Source organism: Pseudomonas asuensis (assembly GCF_014646755.1).
Taxonomy (GTDB): domain Bacteria; phylum Pseudomonadota; class Gammaproteobacteria; order Pseudomonadales; family Pseudomonadaceae; genus Chryseomonas; species Chryseomonas asuensis.
The window spans coordinates 147,996-164,868 of sequence record NZ_BMNW01000003.1 but is presented as its reverse complement, the minus strand read 5'-3'; the positions used below and the strand labels follow the sequence as shown (position 1 = coordinate 164,868).

The window sequence follows — 16,873 nt, the reverse complement described above, 5'->3', positions numbered from 1 at the left end:
TCGCTATTCGCGCCGCTCACCGGCACTCGCTACAATCCAGCCCATTAATTGATTTGCGCCAGGAATTACGCCATGACTGTTCGCCTGCGTACGCTACTTAGCGTTCCACTCATCAGCCTGCTCGCCGCCTGTGCGAGTTCGCCTTCCAACACGCTGGGCGAACTGCCTCGTATCCCCCAAGCCAACATACAGCAACTGCTTGAGCAGGCGGGCAGCGATACATCAGAGAAGGCAAATATGCTGCGCCTCTCGGCTGCCGAGATCGCCTATAAGCAGCAAAATTTTACACAGGCCAAACAGATACTACGCAGTATTCAACTGCAACAATTGAAGCCTGTACCTCAAGTGTATGCCGGCACACTGAGTGCTGAAATTTCTCTGGCAGAAAATCAACCAAAGGAGGCTCTGAAGGCACTTCAGCAACCAGGCTTTGAGCGCTTAGGCGAACTGCCTGTCGAACAGCAAATCAGCGTGTCCATGGTAAAAGCGCGCGCCCTGCAAGCCGATAATCAGATACTGGCAGCAGCCAAAGAGCGCATCTTTATCGCCCCACTCCTGAAAAGCGACCAAGCCAGCGCTAACCACGAAGCCATCTGGAGTTTGATTTCCAGCCTTCCAGCCGATCAACTCCAACCCGTTCCAGGCAATAGTGAGCTCAATGGTTGGCTAGCCCTGTCTAATATCACTCTCTCAAATAGCTCGCTGGATGATCAGCTTGCCGCTATTGAGGACTGGCGCAAACAGAACCCCAATCACCCTGCTGCTTCTCGCCTTCCGCAAGCGCTCGAAAAGCTTCGTACTGTAGAGCAGCAGCCACTAACGCATATCGCTCTGCTCCTCCCCCAACAGGGGCAACTGGCTAATGTATCCAAGGCCCTACAGGACGGCTTCATGGCTTCGCTCTATGAAAGCCAGCAAAACGGCCAAACACCTCCTGCCGTATCCTTTTACGACAGTACCCAAGTGCGCTCCATTGACGACTTTTATCGCCAAGCCAAGGCCGACGGCGCTCAACTGGTAGTTGGTCCGCTAGAAAAGAATCTGGTCAAGCAGCTGAGCGATCATCAGCAACTCCCCTTACCCACCCTTGCGCTCAACTATAGCGATAGCCAAGGGACAGGTCCGAAGCAGCTCTATCAGTTCGGCCTGGCAGCAGAGGACGAAGCGCGCGAAGCGGCTGGTCGTGCCGCCGACGAAGGAAAGCATACTGCAGTAGCTATGGTTCCTCGGGGCGATTGGGGCGACCGCGTACTCGCGGCCTTCGATCAAGAGTGGCGCGCAAAGGGCGGCATGCTGCTTGGCGCCGAGCGGATTGATCAGCCGGTAGAGTTGGCACGCCAGATTACGCGTCTGCTGCAAAACCGTCAGGGTGGGCAAAGTATTGACTTTATCTTTCTTGCCGCTACGCCCCAGCAGGCTCGTCAAATCAAGCCGACCCTGGCGTATCAATACGCAGGCGACATCCCCGTCTATGCTACTTCACACCTGTACTCCGGCAGCAGTAATCCCGCCCAGGATCAGGATCTGAATGGAATTCAATTCTGTGAAACGCCCTGGCTACTCAACGCCAATGATCCCGTTCGCCGCAAGGTAGTCACTCAATGGCCGCAGGCGTCTAGCAGCCTAGGTCGTCTCTACGCCATGGGCGCAGACGCCTACTTGCTATCCACACGCCTACCCCAGCTTAAAGCCTTACCCAATACGCAAATAAATGGGCTTTCAGGAGAATTGACGTTAAGTCCAACACAGCGCGTCGTACGCAAACTGCCTTGGGCACAGTTTGTTAACGGACAGGTTCAGCCCGTTTCACAACCCGGCACGCTGTGAAAATCACAACACGCGAGAGTGGGCAAGCGGCTGAAAACCAGGCGCTTGCCTATTTACAAGAGCAAGGGCTCAAATTGCTGACGCGCAATTGGTCTCGACGCTGCGGCGAGCTTGATCTGGTCATGCTCGACAGGGATACAGTAGTATTTGTGGAAGTACGCTCCAGGCGTCATAGTGCCTGGGGCGGAGCCGTTGAAAGCATTGACGCGAGAAAGCGCCAACGTCTGATTGCAACTGCACAGCTTTTTCTTCAAAGCGAGTCCCGTTGGGCCAAATCCCCTTGTCGCTTTGATGTTGTTGCGCTCAGTCCAGCTGCCGGCAATACACCTTCACATCTCGAATGGATCAAAAATGCATTCGATTCCTGAGTAGTTTCACAAGGTCAGCAAACCCGATGGACACGCAAGCCCGCATTACCAAACTCTTCCTGGACAGTATTGAGACCAAGCGTCAAGCCGTGGACGTTCTTGTGCCTCATATCGAGCACGCAAGTCAGGTAATGGTCAATGCACTGCTGAATGAAGGAAAGATCCTGTCCTGCGGAAACGGTGGTTCCGCAGGAGATGCCCAGCACTTTTCGTCAGAATTGCTTAACCGCTTCGAGCGTGAGCGCCCAAGCCTGCCCGCCCTTGCCCTCACAACTGATAGCTCAACCATAACCTCGATTGCTAATGACTACAGTTACAATGAGGTTTTCTCAAAGCAGATACGGGCACTGGGCCAGCCAGGCGACGTACTGCTGGCTATTTCCACGAGTGGAAATTCAGCCAATGTGATTCAAGCCATACAGGCGGCCCATGACCGGGAGATGACCGTTGTCGCGCTTACCGGGCGAGACGGAGGCGGCATGGCCTCACTGCTTTTGCCAGAGGACATAGAGATACGTGTCCCCTCTAAGGTGACAGCACGTATTCAGGAAGTGCATCTGTTAGTTATCCACTGCCTGTGCGACCAGATAGATCAGCAACTGTTCGGGAGTGAAGAATGAAAAAATGCTTGGCATTATCCTGCCTTGCCCTCACCGTCATACTCAGCGGCTGCAGTGGCGTTTTAAGCGCTACTCGTGATGATCCCATAGCCGACAACCGGGGTACACGAACCATTGGCAGCAAAATCGATGACTCGCTGATCGAGACCAAGGCAAAAGTAAATATATCCAAGGCCAACCCCGACCTGGATAAGTCACACATTGTAGTAGTCAGCTATAACGGCGTGGTGCTCTTGGCTGGCCAGACACCGCGCCAGGAGCTAAAGGCCCAGGCTGAGCAGGTTGCACGCAATGTACAGCGCGTAAAATTAGTTCATAACGAAATACAGGTGCTTGAGCCCTCTTCCTTACTGGCTCGCAACAACGACACCTGGATCACTACCAAAATCAAAAGCAAGATGCTTACCGACAACAACGTGCCTGCCTCGCGCATCAAGATAGTCACGGAAAACGGTATCGTTTATATGCTTGGCCTTGTTACTCGCCAAGAAGCTAACTTAGCCACAAGTGTGGCCCAGAGCGTTTCCGGCGTTCAGAGAATAGTGAAGCTTTTCGAATATATTGATTAATAGTGAGCGACAAAAAACCCGCCTTGAGGCGGGTTTTTTTATACTGTTTTTCTTACTGAGCGGAAGCTGTCTGCTCTGCCAATACCAGCTGACCGCCCTGTACAGGGATCTGCTTACCAGGATCACGGTCCATGCGAACCTGTCCTACCTTGCCATCCAGCAAATACTTGACGTCATAAGCCACTACCTTATCGCTGGTGTCTGTAACAGTACTGCAGCGCTTTTGAGTAGTGGTGTAAGTATCGGAGTTCTGCATGTGCTCCTGGGTCTTGTTACCAACGTAACCGCCGCCTACAGCGCCAGCAACAGTGGCAAGCTTCTTCCCATTACCTCCACCCACCTGATTACCCAACAAACCGCCGACTACAGCACCAATAGCAGTTCCTGCAATCTGGTGCTGATCCTGTACGGGGCGGCGGTGTGTAACCGCCACATCCTTACAGACCTCACGGGGCGTTTTGATCGTTTCCTTGACCGGCTGGACAGTTACGACCTCAGCGAACTTTGGACCTCGATCTGAAACACCATAGGCAACAGCACCTCCAGCCGTAACCAGAACTGCGCCCAATACCGTTCCTACGAGCATCGATTTATTCACGTCCATCTCTCCTGATTTACCAACAAGGCATCCACCTTATTCCAAGCCTTGGACATCAAGGTTTGTCATCAAGTTCCTTTGCTGCAGGAGGCATTAGGTCTTCCGAGTTCAGGTTTAGCCAGATCAGTACAACGTTTGCGATGTAAACCGACGAGTAAGTTCCTGCCAGCACACCAATAAACAGGGCGACAGAGAAACCAAAGAGGTTATCACCACCAAAAACCAGCAATGCTGTAATTGCCAGCAGTGTTGAGATTGATGTTGCAAGGGTTCTGAGCAATGTCTGCGTAGTAGAAATGTTGATGTTATCGATCAAGCTCGCTTTACGCAGGACGCGGAAGTTTTCGCGGACCCGGTCGAACACCACAATGGTGTCATTCAATGAATAACCAATAATGGCCAATACTGCAGCCAAGACGGTCAGATCGAACGTTACCTGGAAAAAGGACAATACGCCGAGAGTAACAATGACGTCGTGTACGAGAGAAAGGATTGCTCCCAACGCAAACTTCCACTGAAAGCGAAAGGCCACGTATAGCAACACACCACCCAGCGCCAGAAGCATGCCCAGGCCACCTTGATCTCGCAGCTCCTCGCCCACCTGAGGCCCTACGAACTCGACGCGGACAACAGAAGCCGGATTTTCGTTAGCGGCCTGCTGCAGCGCAGCCGCAACCTTTTGTCCTAACTGGGCATCGTCACCGGGCATGCGCACCAGTACATCGGTGGTCGCACCAAAGCTTTGAACAACTGCATCCTTGAAGCCTGAATGCTCCAGCTGAGTACGAATGCTGCCCAAATCTGCTGCCTTTTCGTAGCGCAACTCAATAAGGGTACCACCCGTAAAGTCCAGACCAAGATTGAGCCCCTTGGTAAACAAACTACCAATGGCAATCAATGTCAGCAGTAGCGTTAGGGCGAACGCAATATTGCGTATACCCATAAAATTAATGGTTCGTTTCATCACAGCTCCCTCAAATCCACAGCTTCTTGATGTTACGGCCGCCAAAGCTCAGGTTGACCATTGCACGAGTCACCATGATGGCTGTGAACATGGAGGTGAAAATACCGAGCGACATAGTGACAGCAAAGCCCTTGACCGGGCCGGTACCCATAGCAAACAGGATCGCCCCCACTAGCAGTGTGGTCAGGTTGGCATCAACAATCGCACTAAATGCCCGGCTGAAGCCCTCGTGAATGGCTCGCTGCACGTGCATGCCATTAGCCAACTCTTCGCGAATACGCGAGAAGATCAGCACGTTGGCATCGACCGCCATGCCCATTGTCAGCACGATACCGGCGATACCCGGCAGGGTAAGTGTTGCATTGAGGACAGACATCAGGCCAACAAGAAGAACCATGTTGAAAGCCAGTGCCACTGTTGCGATTACACCAAAGACGCGGTAAATCACGATAATGAACAAGGATACAAATGCCATCCCCCAAAGCGCAGCATCTATACCCTTGGCAATATTATCCGCTCCCAAGCTTGGGCCTAACGTACGCTCTTCAGCAAAATACATAGGCGCCGCAAGACCACCGGCACGTAACAACAATGCAAGCTCAGAGGCCTCGCCTGGACCGTTCAGGCCTGTAATACGAAAGCTATTGCCCAGAGTGGATTGAATGGTAGCCAAGCTAATGATGCGGCGATCTTCCTGAAAGCTTGGGACTGCCACATCCTTTTCAACACCATTAACAGACTGACGCTCATAGCGAGTGACGGGCTTTTGCTCGATAAACACTACAGCCATGCTGTGCCCGATGTTGCCACGCGTGGCACGACTCATCAGATCACCGCCATGTCCATCCAGCTTGATGTTTACTTGCGGACGACCATTTTCATCAAAGCTTGCGGAGGCATCCGTAACTTGGTCACCGGTAATAATCACGCTACGTTCCAGCGGAACGGACTGACGGCCCGCCTCACGGAACTCAAAGCTCTCTGTTGCACTGCGCGGCGTATCTTGCGTTGCAGCCAGACGGAACTCCAGGTTTGCTGTCTTGCCAAGAATACGCTTCGCCTCGGCAGTGTCCTGTACGCCAGGCAGCTCTACGACAATACGATTAGCGCCTTGACGCTGAACCAGCGGTTCAGCAACACCCAGCTCGTTTACACGGTTACGGACAGTTGTCAGGTTCTGTTTGATAGAGTATTCACGAATTTCCGTCAGCTTGGCCTGAGACAATTCGAGACGCAGCACCTGAAGGTCATCGCGCGTTTCATTCGTCAATACAAAATCGTTGTAACTCTTCCGGATCAGGTCAGACGCTTGCTCTAAAGCTTGTGCGTCAGCAAAGCCCAGCTGTATGACATTACCCTGCTGTGGCAAGCTGCGGTAACGGATGCGGTCACGACGAAGCAGTGTTTTCACCTCGCTGTCATAGACCTTTATGCGTGCGTCGACAGCCTTGTCCATATCAACGGATAGCAGGAAATGAACGCCACCTGACAGGTCAAGTCCCATTTTCATCGGGCTTGCACCAAGATTACGCAGCCACTCGGGGGTAGTCGGCGCCAAGTTAAGCGCAACGACAAAGTCATCACCCAAAGCTTTACGCACCACATCCTGAGCCGGCAGCTGATCATCAGCCTTAGCCAGTCGAATAAGGCCGCGCTTGCCATCAGCGGCCAGACCGGCAGCTTTTACGTTGATATTGGCACTGGCCAGAGCTTTGGTAACGTTATCCAGCTCTGCTTGATTAACCGTCAGTTCCGTGCTTGAGCTACTGATTTGAATAGCAGGATCATCGGGATAAAGATTAGGCGCAGAATAAATGAAGCCGATCACCAGCACTGCCAGAATCAGCAGGTATTTCCATAAGGGATATTTATTGAGCATGACACCGCCCGGATTAAGAAACGAGGCGCCTTGCGCGCCCCGTACATGTACCTAGAGGTAGGATTAAATTGCTTTCAACGTGCCCTTGGGCAACGTAGCGGCAATTGCACCTTTCTGGAACTTGAGTTCAACAGTATCGGAGACTTCGATAACTACGAAATCGTCCGCTACCTTTACTACGCGCCCAGCAATACCACCGGACGTTACTACTTCATCACCCTTCTGCAGATTGCCCAGCAGATTCTTATGCTCCTTGGCACGCTTGGCTTGAGGACGCCAGATCAAAAAGTAAAAAATAACCACGAAGCCGATCAGGAAGATGAACTGAATATATTCACCACCTGGTGCGGCAGCCGCCGGAGCAGTCTCCTGGGCATAGGCAGCGGGGATCAGAAAACTCATTGCAATAACTCCTGTTGCAAAGTCTGGAAATCAATCTGCCAACGGCGGGGTAGGCAAGCCGCGGCGTGCGTAGAAGGAATCGACGAAGTCGGCCAATTTACCTTGTTGAATAGCATCGCGTAAACCAGACATCACCCGTTGATAGTGACGCAGGTTATGGATTGTATTCAGCATGCTCCCTAGCATTTCGCCGCACTTATCCAAATGATGAAGATAGGCACGGGAAAAGTTACGGCAGGTATAGCAGTCGCATGTCGGGTCCAATGGTGATTCATCATGCCGGTGAACAGCATTACGAATCTTGAGAACACCGGTATCAATGAACAAATGGCCGTTACGTGCGTTACGCGTAGGCATTACACAGTCGAACATGTCGACGCCACGCCGCACACCTTCGACCAGATCTTCCGGCTTTCCAACACCCATGAGGTAACGAGGTTTGTCGGCCGGTAGGTGTGGCGGAAGAAAATCCAAAACCCGGATCATTTCTTCTTTCGGCTCACCTACTGAAAGTCCACCAATGGCATAACCATCAAAGCCGATGTTTTCGAGCCCTTCAAGCGAGCGCAGGCGCAACTCCTCATGCATCCCGCCCTGCACGATGCCAAATAGCGCAGAAGGACTATCGCCGTGGGCAATACGTGATCGCTTAGCCCAGCGCAGCGATAGCTCCATGGAGCGCTTAGCTGTTTCGAAGTCGGCCGGATAAGGCGTGCACTCGTCAAAGATCATGACAATGTCCGATCCTAGTGCTCGCTGAACCGCCATGGACTCCTCTGGCCCCATGAAAACCTTGGAGCCATCAACCGGCGAGGCGAAGTAGACGCCCTCCTCCTTAATCTTGCGTAGCGCTCCCAGGCTGAACACCTGAAAACCGCCTGAATCCGTGAGAATAGGCCCTTTCCATTGCATGAAGTCATGCAGGTCACCATGTCGGTTAATAACCTCGACACCGGGTCTTAACCAAAGGTGGAAGGTATTCCCCAGAATAATATGTGCCCCAATCGCCTCGATATCCCGTGGCAACATGCCCTTGACGGTGCCGTAGGTACCCACGGGCATAAAGGCAGGGGTCTCGACTACGCCGCGAGGAAAGCTCAGCCGGCCTCGACGGGCCCGGCCTTCGGTCGCCAGCAATTCAAAATTCATGAAGCTCATTTCAGGACTCTGGCCCTTTGGCGATTGGGTTACGGGTAATGAACATGGCATCACCATAACTAAAGAAACGGTATTTATGCTCAACGGCAGCGGCATATGCCGCCATTGTCTCGCGATAACCTGCAAAAGCCGAAACAAGCATTAGCAAGGTCGACTCTGGCAGATGAAAATTGGTAACCAGCGCATCGACGACATGGAAAGGCTTTCCTGGATAAAGAAAGATATCCGTATCACCACTGAACGCCTTGAGCTGACCATCACGTGCTGCACTTTCCAACGAACGAACACTGGTCGTACCTACGGCAACGACCCGTCCACCGCGCGCCTTACAGCGCTTAACGGCATCGACCACAGCTTGGCTTACCTGTAACCACTCTCGATGCATGTGATGATCTTCGATGCGATCAACACGAACAGGCTGGAACGTACCGGCTCCCACATGCAACGTCACAAACTCAGTCTCGACTCCCTTTTCACGAATGGCTTGCAGCATAGCCTCGTCAAAATGCAATCCGGCGGTAGGAGCAGCAACAGCTCCTGCGTTGCGAGCATAGACGGTCTGATAGCGCTCACGGTCCGCTTCATCATCCGGGCGATCAATATAGGGCGGTAGCGGCATGTGCCCTACTCGCTCCAGAAGGCCTAGAACAGGCTCTGCAAAGCGCAGCTCAAACAGTGCATCGTGGCGTGCCAGCATTTCCGCTTCGCCACCGCCCTCGATATGGATCAACGAGCCAGGCTTAGGAGACTTACTGGAACGCACATGAGCTAGAACCTTGAACTCATCCAACACACGCTCGACGAGTATTTCAAGCTTTCCACCACTGGCTTTTTGCCCAAACAAACGCGCAGGAATGACCCGCGTATCGTTGAAGACCATGAGGTCTTCTGGACGCAAATAATCAAGCAGATCGGAAAACTGCTGATGCTTGATCGCTCCAGAGGGTCCATCCAGTGCCAGCAAGCGGCTTGCGCGGCGCTCGGATAGTGGATGGCGTGCTATGAGCGATTCAGGTAGTTCAAAGTAAAAATCAGAAACTTGCATGCCGGCTCATCTCGAAAGGTCGCACAGCTTACCGGAAGAGATGAAATATGACCATTTAAAGCGTTGACTCGAAACAAACTCATCTCTATACTGCGCCGCCATTGCCTCGGTGGCGGAATCGGTAGACGCGGCGGATTCAAAATCCGTTTCTGGCGACAGAGTGAGAGTTCGAGTCTCTCCCGAGGCACCATACAAAGTTTTCAGGACTTCCCACCAAGTCCCGAAACATCAAAAGAACCGGCCCTAGAGCCGGTTTTTTTGTGCCTATGATTCCCAAGCCTTCCCTTGTAAGCCCAATCTAATGTGAGTAGATCGAGTTCGGTCAAACTTTCTACTCACATTCTCAGCTGAGCGGTACGCTTGGTGCAGCTTGAAGGCAATCACTGTGACACTCACAGATACCGCCATCAAGAACGCTAAGCCTTGCGAGAAGCTTTATGCTCAGGTGATGCACCAGGGCTGTGCCTCGGAATTACCCCAACGGCTCTAAGCTCTGGCGCTATCGGTCCCGGTTCGCCGGTAAAGCCAAAATGTTAGGGCTAGGTACCTACCATGCCGTTACGCTGGCCAAGGCTTGTGAGCGTCATGAAGATGCGCGAAAGCTATTCGCGAGTGACATACAAGCAAGCCGAGAAAATAACTCTAGTAGCACAAACTCATACCTTGGAGATGCTGGCGTGTGAGCGGTACGCCTATAATAAACCACGCTTTGCTGAGACGACCGAACTAAGGCTATGGTTATCAATATCCTTCTAAAAACATTATGTTGAGCGAAGCTTTTTACGCCGCATGAGTTCCCAAGCATCCCTCTCCCACTCTCTTCCGCTAAACGGCAAGAACTCACGGACCAGAAGTCATGTCATTCTGATAGACCTCAGGGGACATGGACATGAAGAACTTGCTGGCCGCGCTAGTCAGTCAACTCGCCTGCGAAGGTAAAGTGGAATGCCTGGAAAGGGGTGAGAATTTCGCTAGGGTTATTGTTACGACATCCCATGGCATTATTGTCGAGCGGGATCTGCACGCCTCTCAACTGCATCATGCCGTTTTACTCAAGACGGTCGCTGACGAGATAAAGGAAGAAATCCAGGAAAGAACCTTACGTCTCTACGGTGACATTTCCCAATGCTAGCGTCACCTGCTTGATTACCTATATTTGTATTTGCGTGAAGGGTTAGCATGATCGTACGCCCACAGACCCCGTCTTTATGGGTGCTGCTGTTTTCCTTGAAAGGCTCCATCATCCCCGCTATCTGGAAGCGAGTACTCTACACAGTACTGCTTAGCTCCTTTGTAGTAGCGACTCATGGCACCCTTTATCACTACAAAGTCATTTTGACAGCTACGCCCTTTACGCTCTGGGGGCTGACACTGGCGATATTTCTGGGCTTTCGTAATAGCGTGGCTTACCAACGCTTTTGGGAAGCGCGCACGTTATGGGGAGAGCTACTTATCGTTTCGCGCAACCTTGTCCGGCAAACACTTAGCTTCTTACCTGGCCTGACAGCTGACGAACAACGATCCATTGCTCTGCAGCTCACCGCGTTCAGCCATGCGCTACGTGATCATCTGCGTAACGATGACCCAGAAGCTGATTTAAAGCGCCTGCTCGGGCCTCATGACTGCAAGCAGGTGTTGGCAGCCACCAACAGACCGAACGTGATACTAGGTATTCTTGGGCAGAATATCAGTCGAATGGTGCGCCAGCACAACACCAGCGAGATACTTCTAAGCTCCATAGATCAGCAAATAAGCCGCCTTTCCTATGTACTAGGCGGCTGTGAGCGCATCAGAAACACGCCTATTCCCTACCCTTACATTCTGATGCTGCACCGAACTGTCCATATCTACTGCTTCCTACTGCCGTTCTGCCTGGTAGATAGCATCGGATGGTTCACCCCACTTGCAGTATGTGTACTGGCCTATACCTTTTTCGGGCTTGATGCTCTTGGAGATCAGATAGCCGACCCGTTCGACAAAATGCCAAATGATCTGCCGCTTAACGCCATGTGCAGAGGATTGGAAATTTCACTGCTTGAACTGCTGGGTGAGCACGACCTACCACCACCGTTAAAACCCCAGGACGGTGTATTGCTGTAAGTCTCTGGCAAAGCAGATCGCACCTATCAGGCCATGGCATATGCTGCAGTAGAACGGTAACAGCTGCCGCCTGCATCTCGCCCATGCCTCGCACATCAGCTCTTCTGTACCAAGAATAGGCGCCTGCCAGTCTTGCTAGACAACTAGTCCTGGCACCTATGACTGTATTCTTCTTTTCAGCCTGACATCTGGTTATTTGGGAACACTGGCTGCCTGGACAGTAGCAGCACTCTTGAAGCCATGGGAGAAAGAGGAGATTTAAGGGAGAGACCCTGTACTGACAAGCCTAATCAGGCGATCAGTTTTGCTTTTTTCGGGCTTCCTCATGCATCAGGGTGAGACCTTAGGCATGCAAATCTGGAGCATCCGAATATAGCGGCACAACCCTTAACTTATCTCAGACCGCCCTACCTTTTGCAGCTGCTATTTTCTCGTATTTATGCTTGGGGATAGGTCTTTACTCGATGAGCGCCAGCGAAGCTGGTCTGACTTGGCGTCAAACAGCCAGACCATAAACCGTACAAATAGAGCGCGCATAAAAAAGCCGAACACTTATGTGTTCGGCTTTTTAGAAGGGCTTGTCAGCCTGCCTTACGCAGTAGCCATATACCCGCCAATGCACAGATACCGGCGGGCACCAGAACCGCCAGCATTGGCGAGAAACCAAACACCAGACTGGAAGGCCCTAACAAGTCCTGAGCGATACGGAATACAAACCCCACCACCACCCCGGTAAAGATACGCTGACCCAATGTTACCGAGCGCAACGGGCCAAAGATGAATGAAATAGCCATCAACACGAGCGCTGCTGTTACTATCGGCTGGAACACCTTGCCCCAAAATGCCAGCCAGTAAGAGGCATTATTTAACCCTTGCTCCGCCAGGTAATGGATATACCACCACAAGCCTGAGATGGATAAGGCATCAGGCTCCATCACGACTGTATCCAGTATCTGTGGCGTCAGCTCAATGTCCCAATTTTCTGTGGGAGCTGTTACGACTTCAGTATGACGATCACGGAAGTGAGTCGTGGAAATCGTTTGTAGCTCCCAGTGATCGCCCTGATACTCGGCCCGCTTGGCAAAGCTCGCTGACAGCAAATGGCGCTGCTCGTCGAATTGATAGCGTGTAATACCAAACAAGACTCCGTTGGGCAGCACCGCGTTGATATGAACATACTCACGCCCTTGGCGATGCCATAAGCCATGTTTGGAGCTTTGCGCATCACCCTTCCCTTGCGCCATGGCACGGTTACTCTGAGCAACGTTTTCAGACCAAGGAGCAACATACTCACCAATAAGCACTCCAGCGAGCATGATTAACAGCATGGGCTTCATCACAGCCCAGACAATCTGAGCCAGCGAGACACCTGCGGCACGCATGACAACTAGCTCGCTACTGCTGGCCAGTGAGCCCAGACCAATCAGACAACCAATCAAGGCTGCCATCGGCAGGAGCTCATAAGCCCGCCGAGGTGCAGTCAGCAGTACGTAGGTAAGGGCCTGTAGAGCGCCATAGTTATCATCGAGATCGCCTAGCTGGTCGATGTAGGCAAACAGCAGTGCCAGACCCAGAATAACGCCTAGAACAGCCAGGATACTGATAAGGACCGAGCGTCCTATATAACGATCGAGCTTACTCATGACCTTTCTCCGTAGCACGGCGGCGCATGGAAAGGCGCAACGGCGCCCAGAAGGCCAGCAGTAAACCTAACGCAAGGAACAGCAGATGAACCGGCCAAAGGCCAATAGCAGGCGGAAGCTTGCCCTTATCGAGCGAGCCGCGGGCAGCAATTAGCAGGGACAAGTAGGCCATGTAGAGCAGAATAGCCGGCAGGAGCTTGAGAAAGCGCCCTTGACGTGGATTGACACGTGATAGCGGTACCGCTATCAACGTAACGATAAAAACCAGCACCGGAATAGAAATCCGCCACTGCAATTCAGCCTTCTGGCGAATATCGTCACTGGATATAAGGTCACGCGTCGGAATCGCTTCACGTGCACCTACATCTGTACTGACCTCCGGCTTGGGCAGCAAAACCCCGTAGGTATCATACTGAACCGCGCGATAATCAGCCTGACCTGGCGTACCGTCATAGCGGAATCCATTTTCCAGGATCAGGTAACGACTGCCATCTGGGTGAATTTCCTGGTGGCCCTTATCAGCGATCAAAACGCCGATACCACTATCAGCTCCGCCCTTAGCTTCATTTTTTTCAGAAATAAATACGCCTGAAAGCTGAGTACGATCACTACTAAGCGCTTCGGTATAGGTCACCCGCGAGCCATTACGCAGTGATTGGAAGCGACCAGGCGCTAGCGTATCGAACTCGGTCAAGGCGTCCTGCTGATTCAGGATCTCGCCTACGCGCTGAACGCCAATAGGCGTCAACGACAGGCTCAACCATGCCACGACGAGCGCAACGAGCGCTGCCGGGGCCATGGTATAGGCCAGGAGGCGCTGCTGGCTCATCCCCGTAGCAGAGAGGACAGTCATCTCACTTTCCAGGTACAGACGACCATAGGAAAGCAGAATCCCCAAAAACAGGCCCAGCGGTAGAATCAGCTCTAGGAAACCGGGAATCCGATACCCCATGATCATCATTAATGCACCAGGATCCAGGATCCCCTGCGCAGCCTGAGCCAGATATTTAATGAAGCGACCACTCATGATTATCACCAGCAAAACGGCGCTTACCGCGCCCATGGTGGTGAGAACTTCACGTGCAAGATAACGAAAGACGATCAAACAAGGCTCTCCAGGGTTGTCAGGCTCAGGCGCGTACGCTCAAACTAGCCGCCGTTGCTAAACCGACCCGCACAAGGCAGCCCGCAAGGCGGCCCTGGCGAAAATAGCTGGCATTATCCTGCAAACCTACTCGTTTGTCTTGGGGAGCTTCTCGTAATGGAATTTCTCGTTAAAAGTGCAAGTCCGGAAACATTGAAAACAGCCACGCTGGTTCTGGCCGTTGGTGAACATGGCTATATGGACGCTTCGGCAGCCGCTGTTGATACCGCTACCGCAGGCGCCCTGGGTGCTGCCGTCAAGCGCGGTGATATTACAGGCAAGCCGGGACAGACGCTTCTGCTGACCGGCCTTGCAGGCCTCAAGGCTGAGCGCGTTTTGCTGGTAGGCACTGGAAACGCCGAAGAGGGATTGGGTGATCGCGCCTATCGCAAACTGATAAGCGCCGCATTGAGCGTCCTTAAGGGCCTAGGTGGCGTTGATGCAGCCTTTTTCCTGGGTGATGTACCTGTCAAGCAACGTGATAGCTATGCAAAGGCCCGCCTGCTGGTCGAGACGCTGGCAGATGGTTTGTATGTGTTTGACCGATTCAAGAGTAAGAAGGCCGAATCTGGCGCCCTGAAGAAAATCATCCTGGCGGGAAATAAGGCATCCCAAGCGGACATGGAGCGAGGACTTGCTCACGCACAGGCTATTGCCGCGGGTGTCGCCTATGCAAAGGACTTCGGCAACCTGCCGCCCAATATCTGCAATCCGGCTTACATTGCTGACGAAGCAAAAGCATTAGGCAAGCAGCATAAGGAAACCGGCCTGAAAGTTGATGTGCTGGATGAGAAGAAAATGCGCGAACTGGGCATGGGCTCGTTCCTGGCCGTTGCGCAGGGTAGCGAGCAGCCGCCCCGACTGGTCGTTCTTCAATACAAGGGTGCAGCAAAAGACGTAGCCCCTCATGTTCTTGTTGGCAAGGGCATTACCTTTGATACCGGCGGTATCAGCATCAAGCCCAGCCAGGGCATGGATGAAATGAAGTACGACATGTGCGGCGCGGCCAGCGTATTGGGTACATTCCGTGCAGCCCTGGAACTTAAGCTGCCTATCAATCTGGTAGGCCTGCTGGCTTGTGCAGAAAATATGCCCAGCGGAACAGCCACGCGTCCTGGCGATATCGTCACGAGCATGAGCGGTCAAACGGTCGAAATCCTCAATACAGACGCCGAAGGCCGCTTGGTACTGTGCGATACCTTAACCTACGCCGAGCGTTTCAAGCCGCAGTCCGTTATCGATATCGCCACACTGACCGGCGCTTGCGTCACTGCCTTGGGTTCTGTCGTTTCCGGCCTGCTAGGTAACGATGAAAACCTGATTCAACAGATCAAGGCAGCAGGTGATGCGGCAGATGACCGTGTATGGCAACTGCCCTTGCATGATGAGTATCAAGAGCAGCTTGATAGCCCCTTTGCTGATATCGCGAATATTGGCGGCCCCAAGGCAGGCACCATTACGGCAGCATGCTTCCTGTCACGCTTTGCCAAGAATTACAAATGGGCCCACCTGGACATCGCCGGTACAGCCTGGAATAGCGGCGGCAAGGATAAAGCCTCCACCGGCCGTCCTGTCCCGCTGCTAATGCAATATCTGCTAGACCGTAGCCAAGGCTGATTCAACGCACCGCGACAGGACTATCAAGCCCTGTCGCGCACTTGCTGCAAGCCATACTCTGGAATCAGACATGACACGTGTCGACTTCTACATTCTTCCCAGCGACGACCCCGACGCCCGATTGACGTTTGCATGCCGCCTGGCTGAAAAAGCGTGGCGGCAGGATATGCAAACCTATATCCACTGCACTGATGAGGCGCAGCGCAGCCAATTGGACGAGCGCCTTTGGAGTTTTCGCCCTGAGAGCTTCCTGCCTCACGATTTTGCTGAGAGCAAGCCAGACAGCCCAGTCTTACTTGGCATCGATGTCAGTCACGAGCGAACAGGCGAATTGCTGATCAACCTGGATACTCGTATCCCAAGTTTTTTTGCCGGCTTCAGCAGAATTGCCGAACTGGTCATAGAAGAAGCATCAATACGCAAAGCGGCTCGTGAGAATTTCCGCTTTTATCGAGAGCGCGGCTATGCTTTACAAGACCATCGTCTGCCGCGCGTCTGATCATTATGGATAAAGACCTCCCGCCTCGCCCAGCGCACCTTATGAATGACTTAGAATCGATCCGCCAGTTATTGGATAAACACGACCTTCCCATGCTTACCGATCGACTGGATCAGGATGGTATTCCTGTACTTTCCGATGTGGTCGTGCCGTCTATCGAGCGGCTAAGTGCTATTCCGCCCCTGCTCGACCAGATCGAGCCGGAGCATGCCCCCTTTCAAGACAAGGAGCCTTTAGAGGCCATCCTTCGCCGGGAGGCGCACCTCATACTTCAACAGGTCATTAATGAGTTTGCGCCTAAAGTTGAGGCTGAATTGCAAAAACGCCTGGATGCTCGCCTTGAGGAGCTGATTAAACAGCGCCAACCTGTCTGATCACGAGATGGTCAGTGCTGCGATCAATCGCACCTGGCCGTTATCCCCGTTATACTCAAAGGCTTT

Annotated in this window: 18 protein-coding genes and 1 tRNA gene; 11 read left to right on the top strand and 8 right to left on the bottom strand. The window is 52.7% G+C overall.

All coding sequences use genetic code 11. The features are described from left to right. Positions 1-72: 72 nt before the first annotated feature. Genes IEX86_RS07415 through IEX86_RS07400 form a run of 4 tightly spaced genes read left to right on the top strand, consistent with a single transcriptional unit; the run spans position 73 to position 3,384 of the window. Positions 73-1,827 (top strand): penicillin-binding protein activator, encoded by a 1,755-nt coding sequence (locus tag IEX86_RS07415; RefSeq protein WP_188865493.1) that lies wholly within the window; start codon positions 73-75, stop codon positions 1,825-1,827. Further along, the gene (locus IEX86_RS07410) at positions 1,824-2,195 is read left to right on the top strand and encodes a YraN family protein (protein WP_373290407.1); all 372 of its coding nucleotides are present in this window, start codon (positions 1,824-1,826) and stop codon (positions 2,193-2,195) included. Before IEX86_RS07415 ends, IEX86_RS07410 begins: the two co-directional genes overlap by 4 nt. A 26-nt stretch (positions 2,196-2,221) precedes the next feature. Further along, the gene (locus IEX86_RS07405) at positions 2,222-2,815 is read left to right on the top strand and encodes a phosphoheptose isomerase (protein ID WP_188865492.1); all 594 of its coding nucleotides are present in this window, start codon (positions 2,222-2,224) and stop codon (positions 2,813-2,815) included. Beyond that, the gene (locus IEX86_RS07400) at positions 2,812-3,384 is read left to right on the top strand and encodes a BON domain-containing protein (protein ID WP_188865491.1); all 573 of its coding nucleotides are present in this window, start codon (positions 2,812-2,814) and stop codon (positions 3,382-3,384) included. The genes IEX86_RS07405 and IEX86_RS07400 overlap by 4 nt, the downstream gene beginning before the upstream one ends. Positions 3,385-3,436: 52 nt before the next feature. On the opposite strand, the gene IEX86_RS07395 is transcribed toward IEX86_RS07400, so the two are convergent. From IEX86_RS07395 to queA, 6 genes are all read right to left on the bottom strand, one after another. After that, positions 3,437-3,982, bottom strand: coding sequence for a glycine zipper 2TM domain-containing protein (locus tag IEX86_RS07395; protein ID WP_188865490.1), 546 nt, complete (start codon positions 3,980-3,982; stop codon positions 3,437-3,439). Between the two features lie 55 nt (positions 3,983-4,037). Next, positions 4,038-4,946 (bottom strand): protein translocase subunit SecF, encoded by a 909-nt coding sequence (gene secF, locus IEX86_RS07390; protein ID WP_188865489.1) that lies wholly within the window; start codon positions 4,944-4,946, stop codon positions 4,038-4,040. A gap of 10 nt (positions 4,947-4,956) precedes the next feature. Further along, positions 4,957-6,825, bottom strand: coding sequence for a protein translocase subunit SecD (gene secD, locus IEX86_RS07385; protein WP_188865488.1), 1,869 nt, complete (start codon positions 6,823-6,825; stop codon positions 4,957-4,959). A gap of 63 nt (positions 6,826-6,888) precedes the next feature. Next, positions 6,889-7,227, bottom strand: coding sequence for a preprotein translocase subunit YajC (gene yajC / locus IEX86_RS07380; RefSeq protein ID WP_188865487.1), 339 nt, complete (start codon positions 7,225-7,227; stop codon positions 6,889-6,891). 30 nt (positions 7,228-7,257) lie between these two features. Then, a complete protein-coding gene (gene tgt, locus IEX86_RS07375) occupies positions 7,258-8,376 on the bottom strand; it encodes a tRNA guanosine(34) transglycosylase Tgt (RefSeq protein ID WP_188865486.1) in 1,119 nt (372 codons plus the stop codon). 10 nt (positions 8,377-8,386) lie between these two features. Further along, a complete protein-coding gene (queA, locus tag IEX86_RS07370; RefSeq protein WP_188865485.1) occupies positions 8,387-9,430 on the bottom strand; it encodes a tRNA preQ1(34) S-adenosylmethionine ribosyltransferase-isomerase QueA in 1,044 nt (347 codons plus the stop codon). Positions 9,431-9,533: 103 nt separating this feature from the next. On the opposite strand from queA, the gene IEX86_RS07365 reads away from it, so the two are divergent. From IEX86_RS07365 to IEX86_RS07350, 4 genes are all read left to right on the top strand, one after another. After that, positions 9,534-9,620, top strand: a tRNA-Leu gene (locus IEX86_RS07365). A gap of 340 nt (positions 9,621-9,960) precedes the next feature. After that, positions 9,961-10,113, top strand: a complete 153-nt coding sequence (locus tag IEX86_RS24985) for an Arm DNA-binding domain-containing protein (protein ID WP_229685293.1) — start codon at positions 9,961-9,963, stop codon at positions 10,111-10,113. Between the two features lie 206 nt (positions 10,114-10,319). Continuing rightward, positions 10,320-10,562: a hypothetical protein gene (locus IEX86_RS07355; protein ID WP_188865484.1), complete on the top strand. Its 243-nt coding sequence runs from the start codon at positions 10,320-10,322 to the stop codon at positions 10,560-10,562. 47 nt (positions 10,563-10,609) lie between these two features. Continuing rightward, entirely contained in the window at positions 10,610-11,530 is a 921-nt protein-coding gene (locus IEX86_RS07350) for a bestrophin family protein (protein ID WP_188865483.1), read from the top strand. 581 nt (positions 11,531-12,111) lie between these two features. On the opposite strand, the gene lptG is transcribed toward IEX86_RS07350, so the two are convergent. Beyond that, positions 12,112-13,173: an LPS export ABC transporter permease LptG gene (gene lptG, locus IEX86_RS07345; protein WP_188865482.1), complete on the bottom strand. Its 1,062-nt coding sequence runs from the start codon at positions 13,171-13,173 to the stop codon at positions 12,112-12,114. Further along, positions 13,166-14,278 (bottom strand): LPS export ABC transporter permease LptF, encoded by a 1,113-nt coding sequence (gene lptF, locus IEX86_RS07340; RefSeq protein ID WP_188865481.1) that lies wholly within the window; start codon positions 14,276-14,278, stop codon positions 13,166-13,168. The genes lptG and lptF overlap by 8 nt, the downstream gene beginning before the upstream one ends. Before the next feature lie 156 nt (positions 14,279-14,434). On the opposite strand from lptF, the gene IEX86_RS07335 reads away from it, so the two are divergent. From IEX86_RS07335 to IEX86_RS07325, 3 genes are all read left to right on the top strand, one after another. Continuing rightward, the gene (locus tag IEX86_RS07335) at positions 14,435-15,934 is read left to right on the top strand and encodes a leucyl aminopeptidase (RefSeq protein WP_188865480.1); all 1,500 of its coding nucleotides are present in this window, start codon (positions 14,435-14,437) and stop codon (positions 15,932-15,934) included. Positions 15,935-16,004: 70 nt separating this feature from the next. Then, entirely contained in the window at positions 16,005-16,433 is a 429-nt protein-coding gene (locus IEX86_RS07330; RefSeq protein WP_188865479.1) for a DNA polymerase III subunit chi, read from the top strand. Positions 16,434-16,474: 41 nt separating this feature from the next. Then, entirely contained in the window at positions 16,475-16,807 is a 333-nt protein-coding gene (locus IEX86_RS07325; RefSeq protein ID WP_229685282.1) for a DNA polymerase III subunit chi, read from the top strand. Positions 16,808-16,873 lie beyond the last annotated feature (66 nt).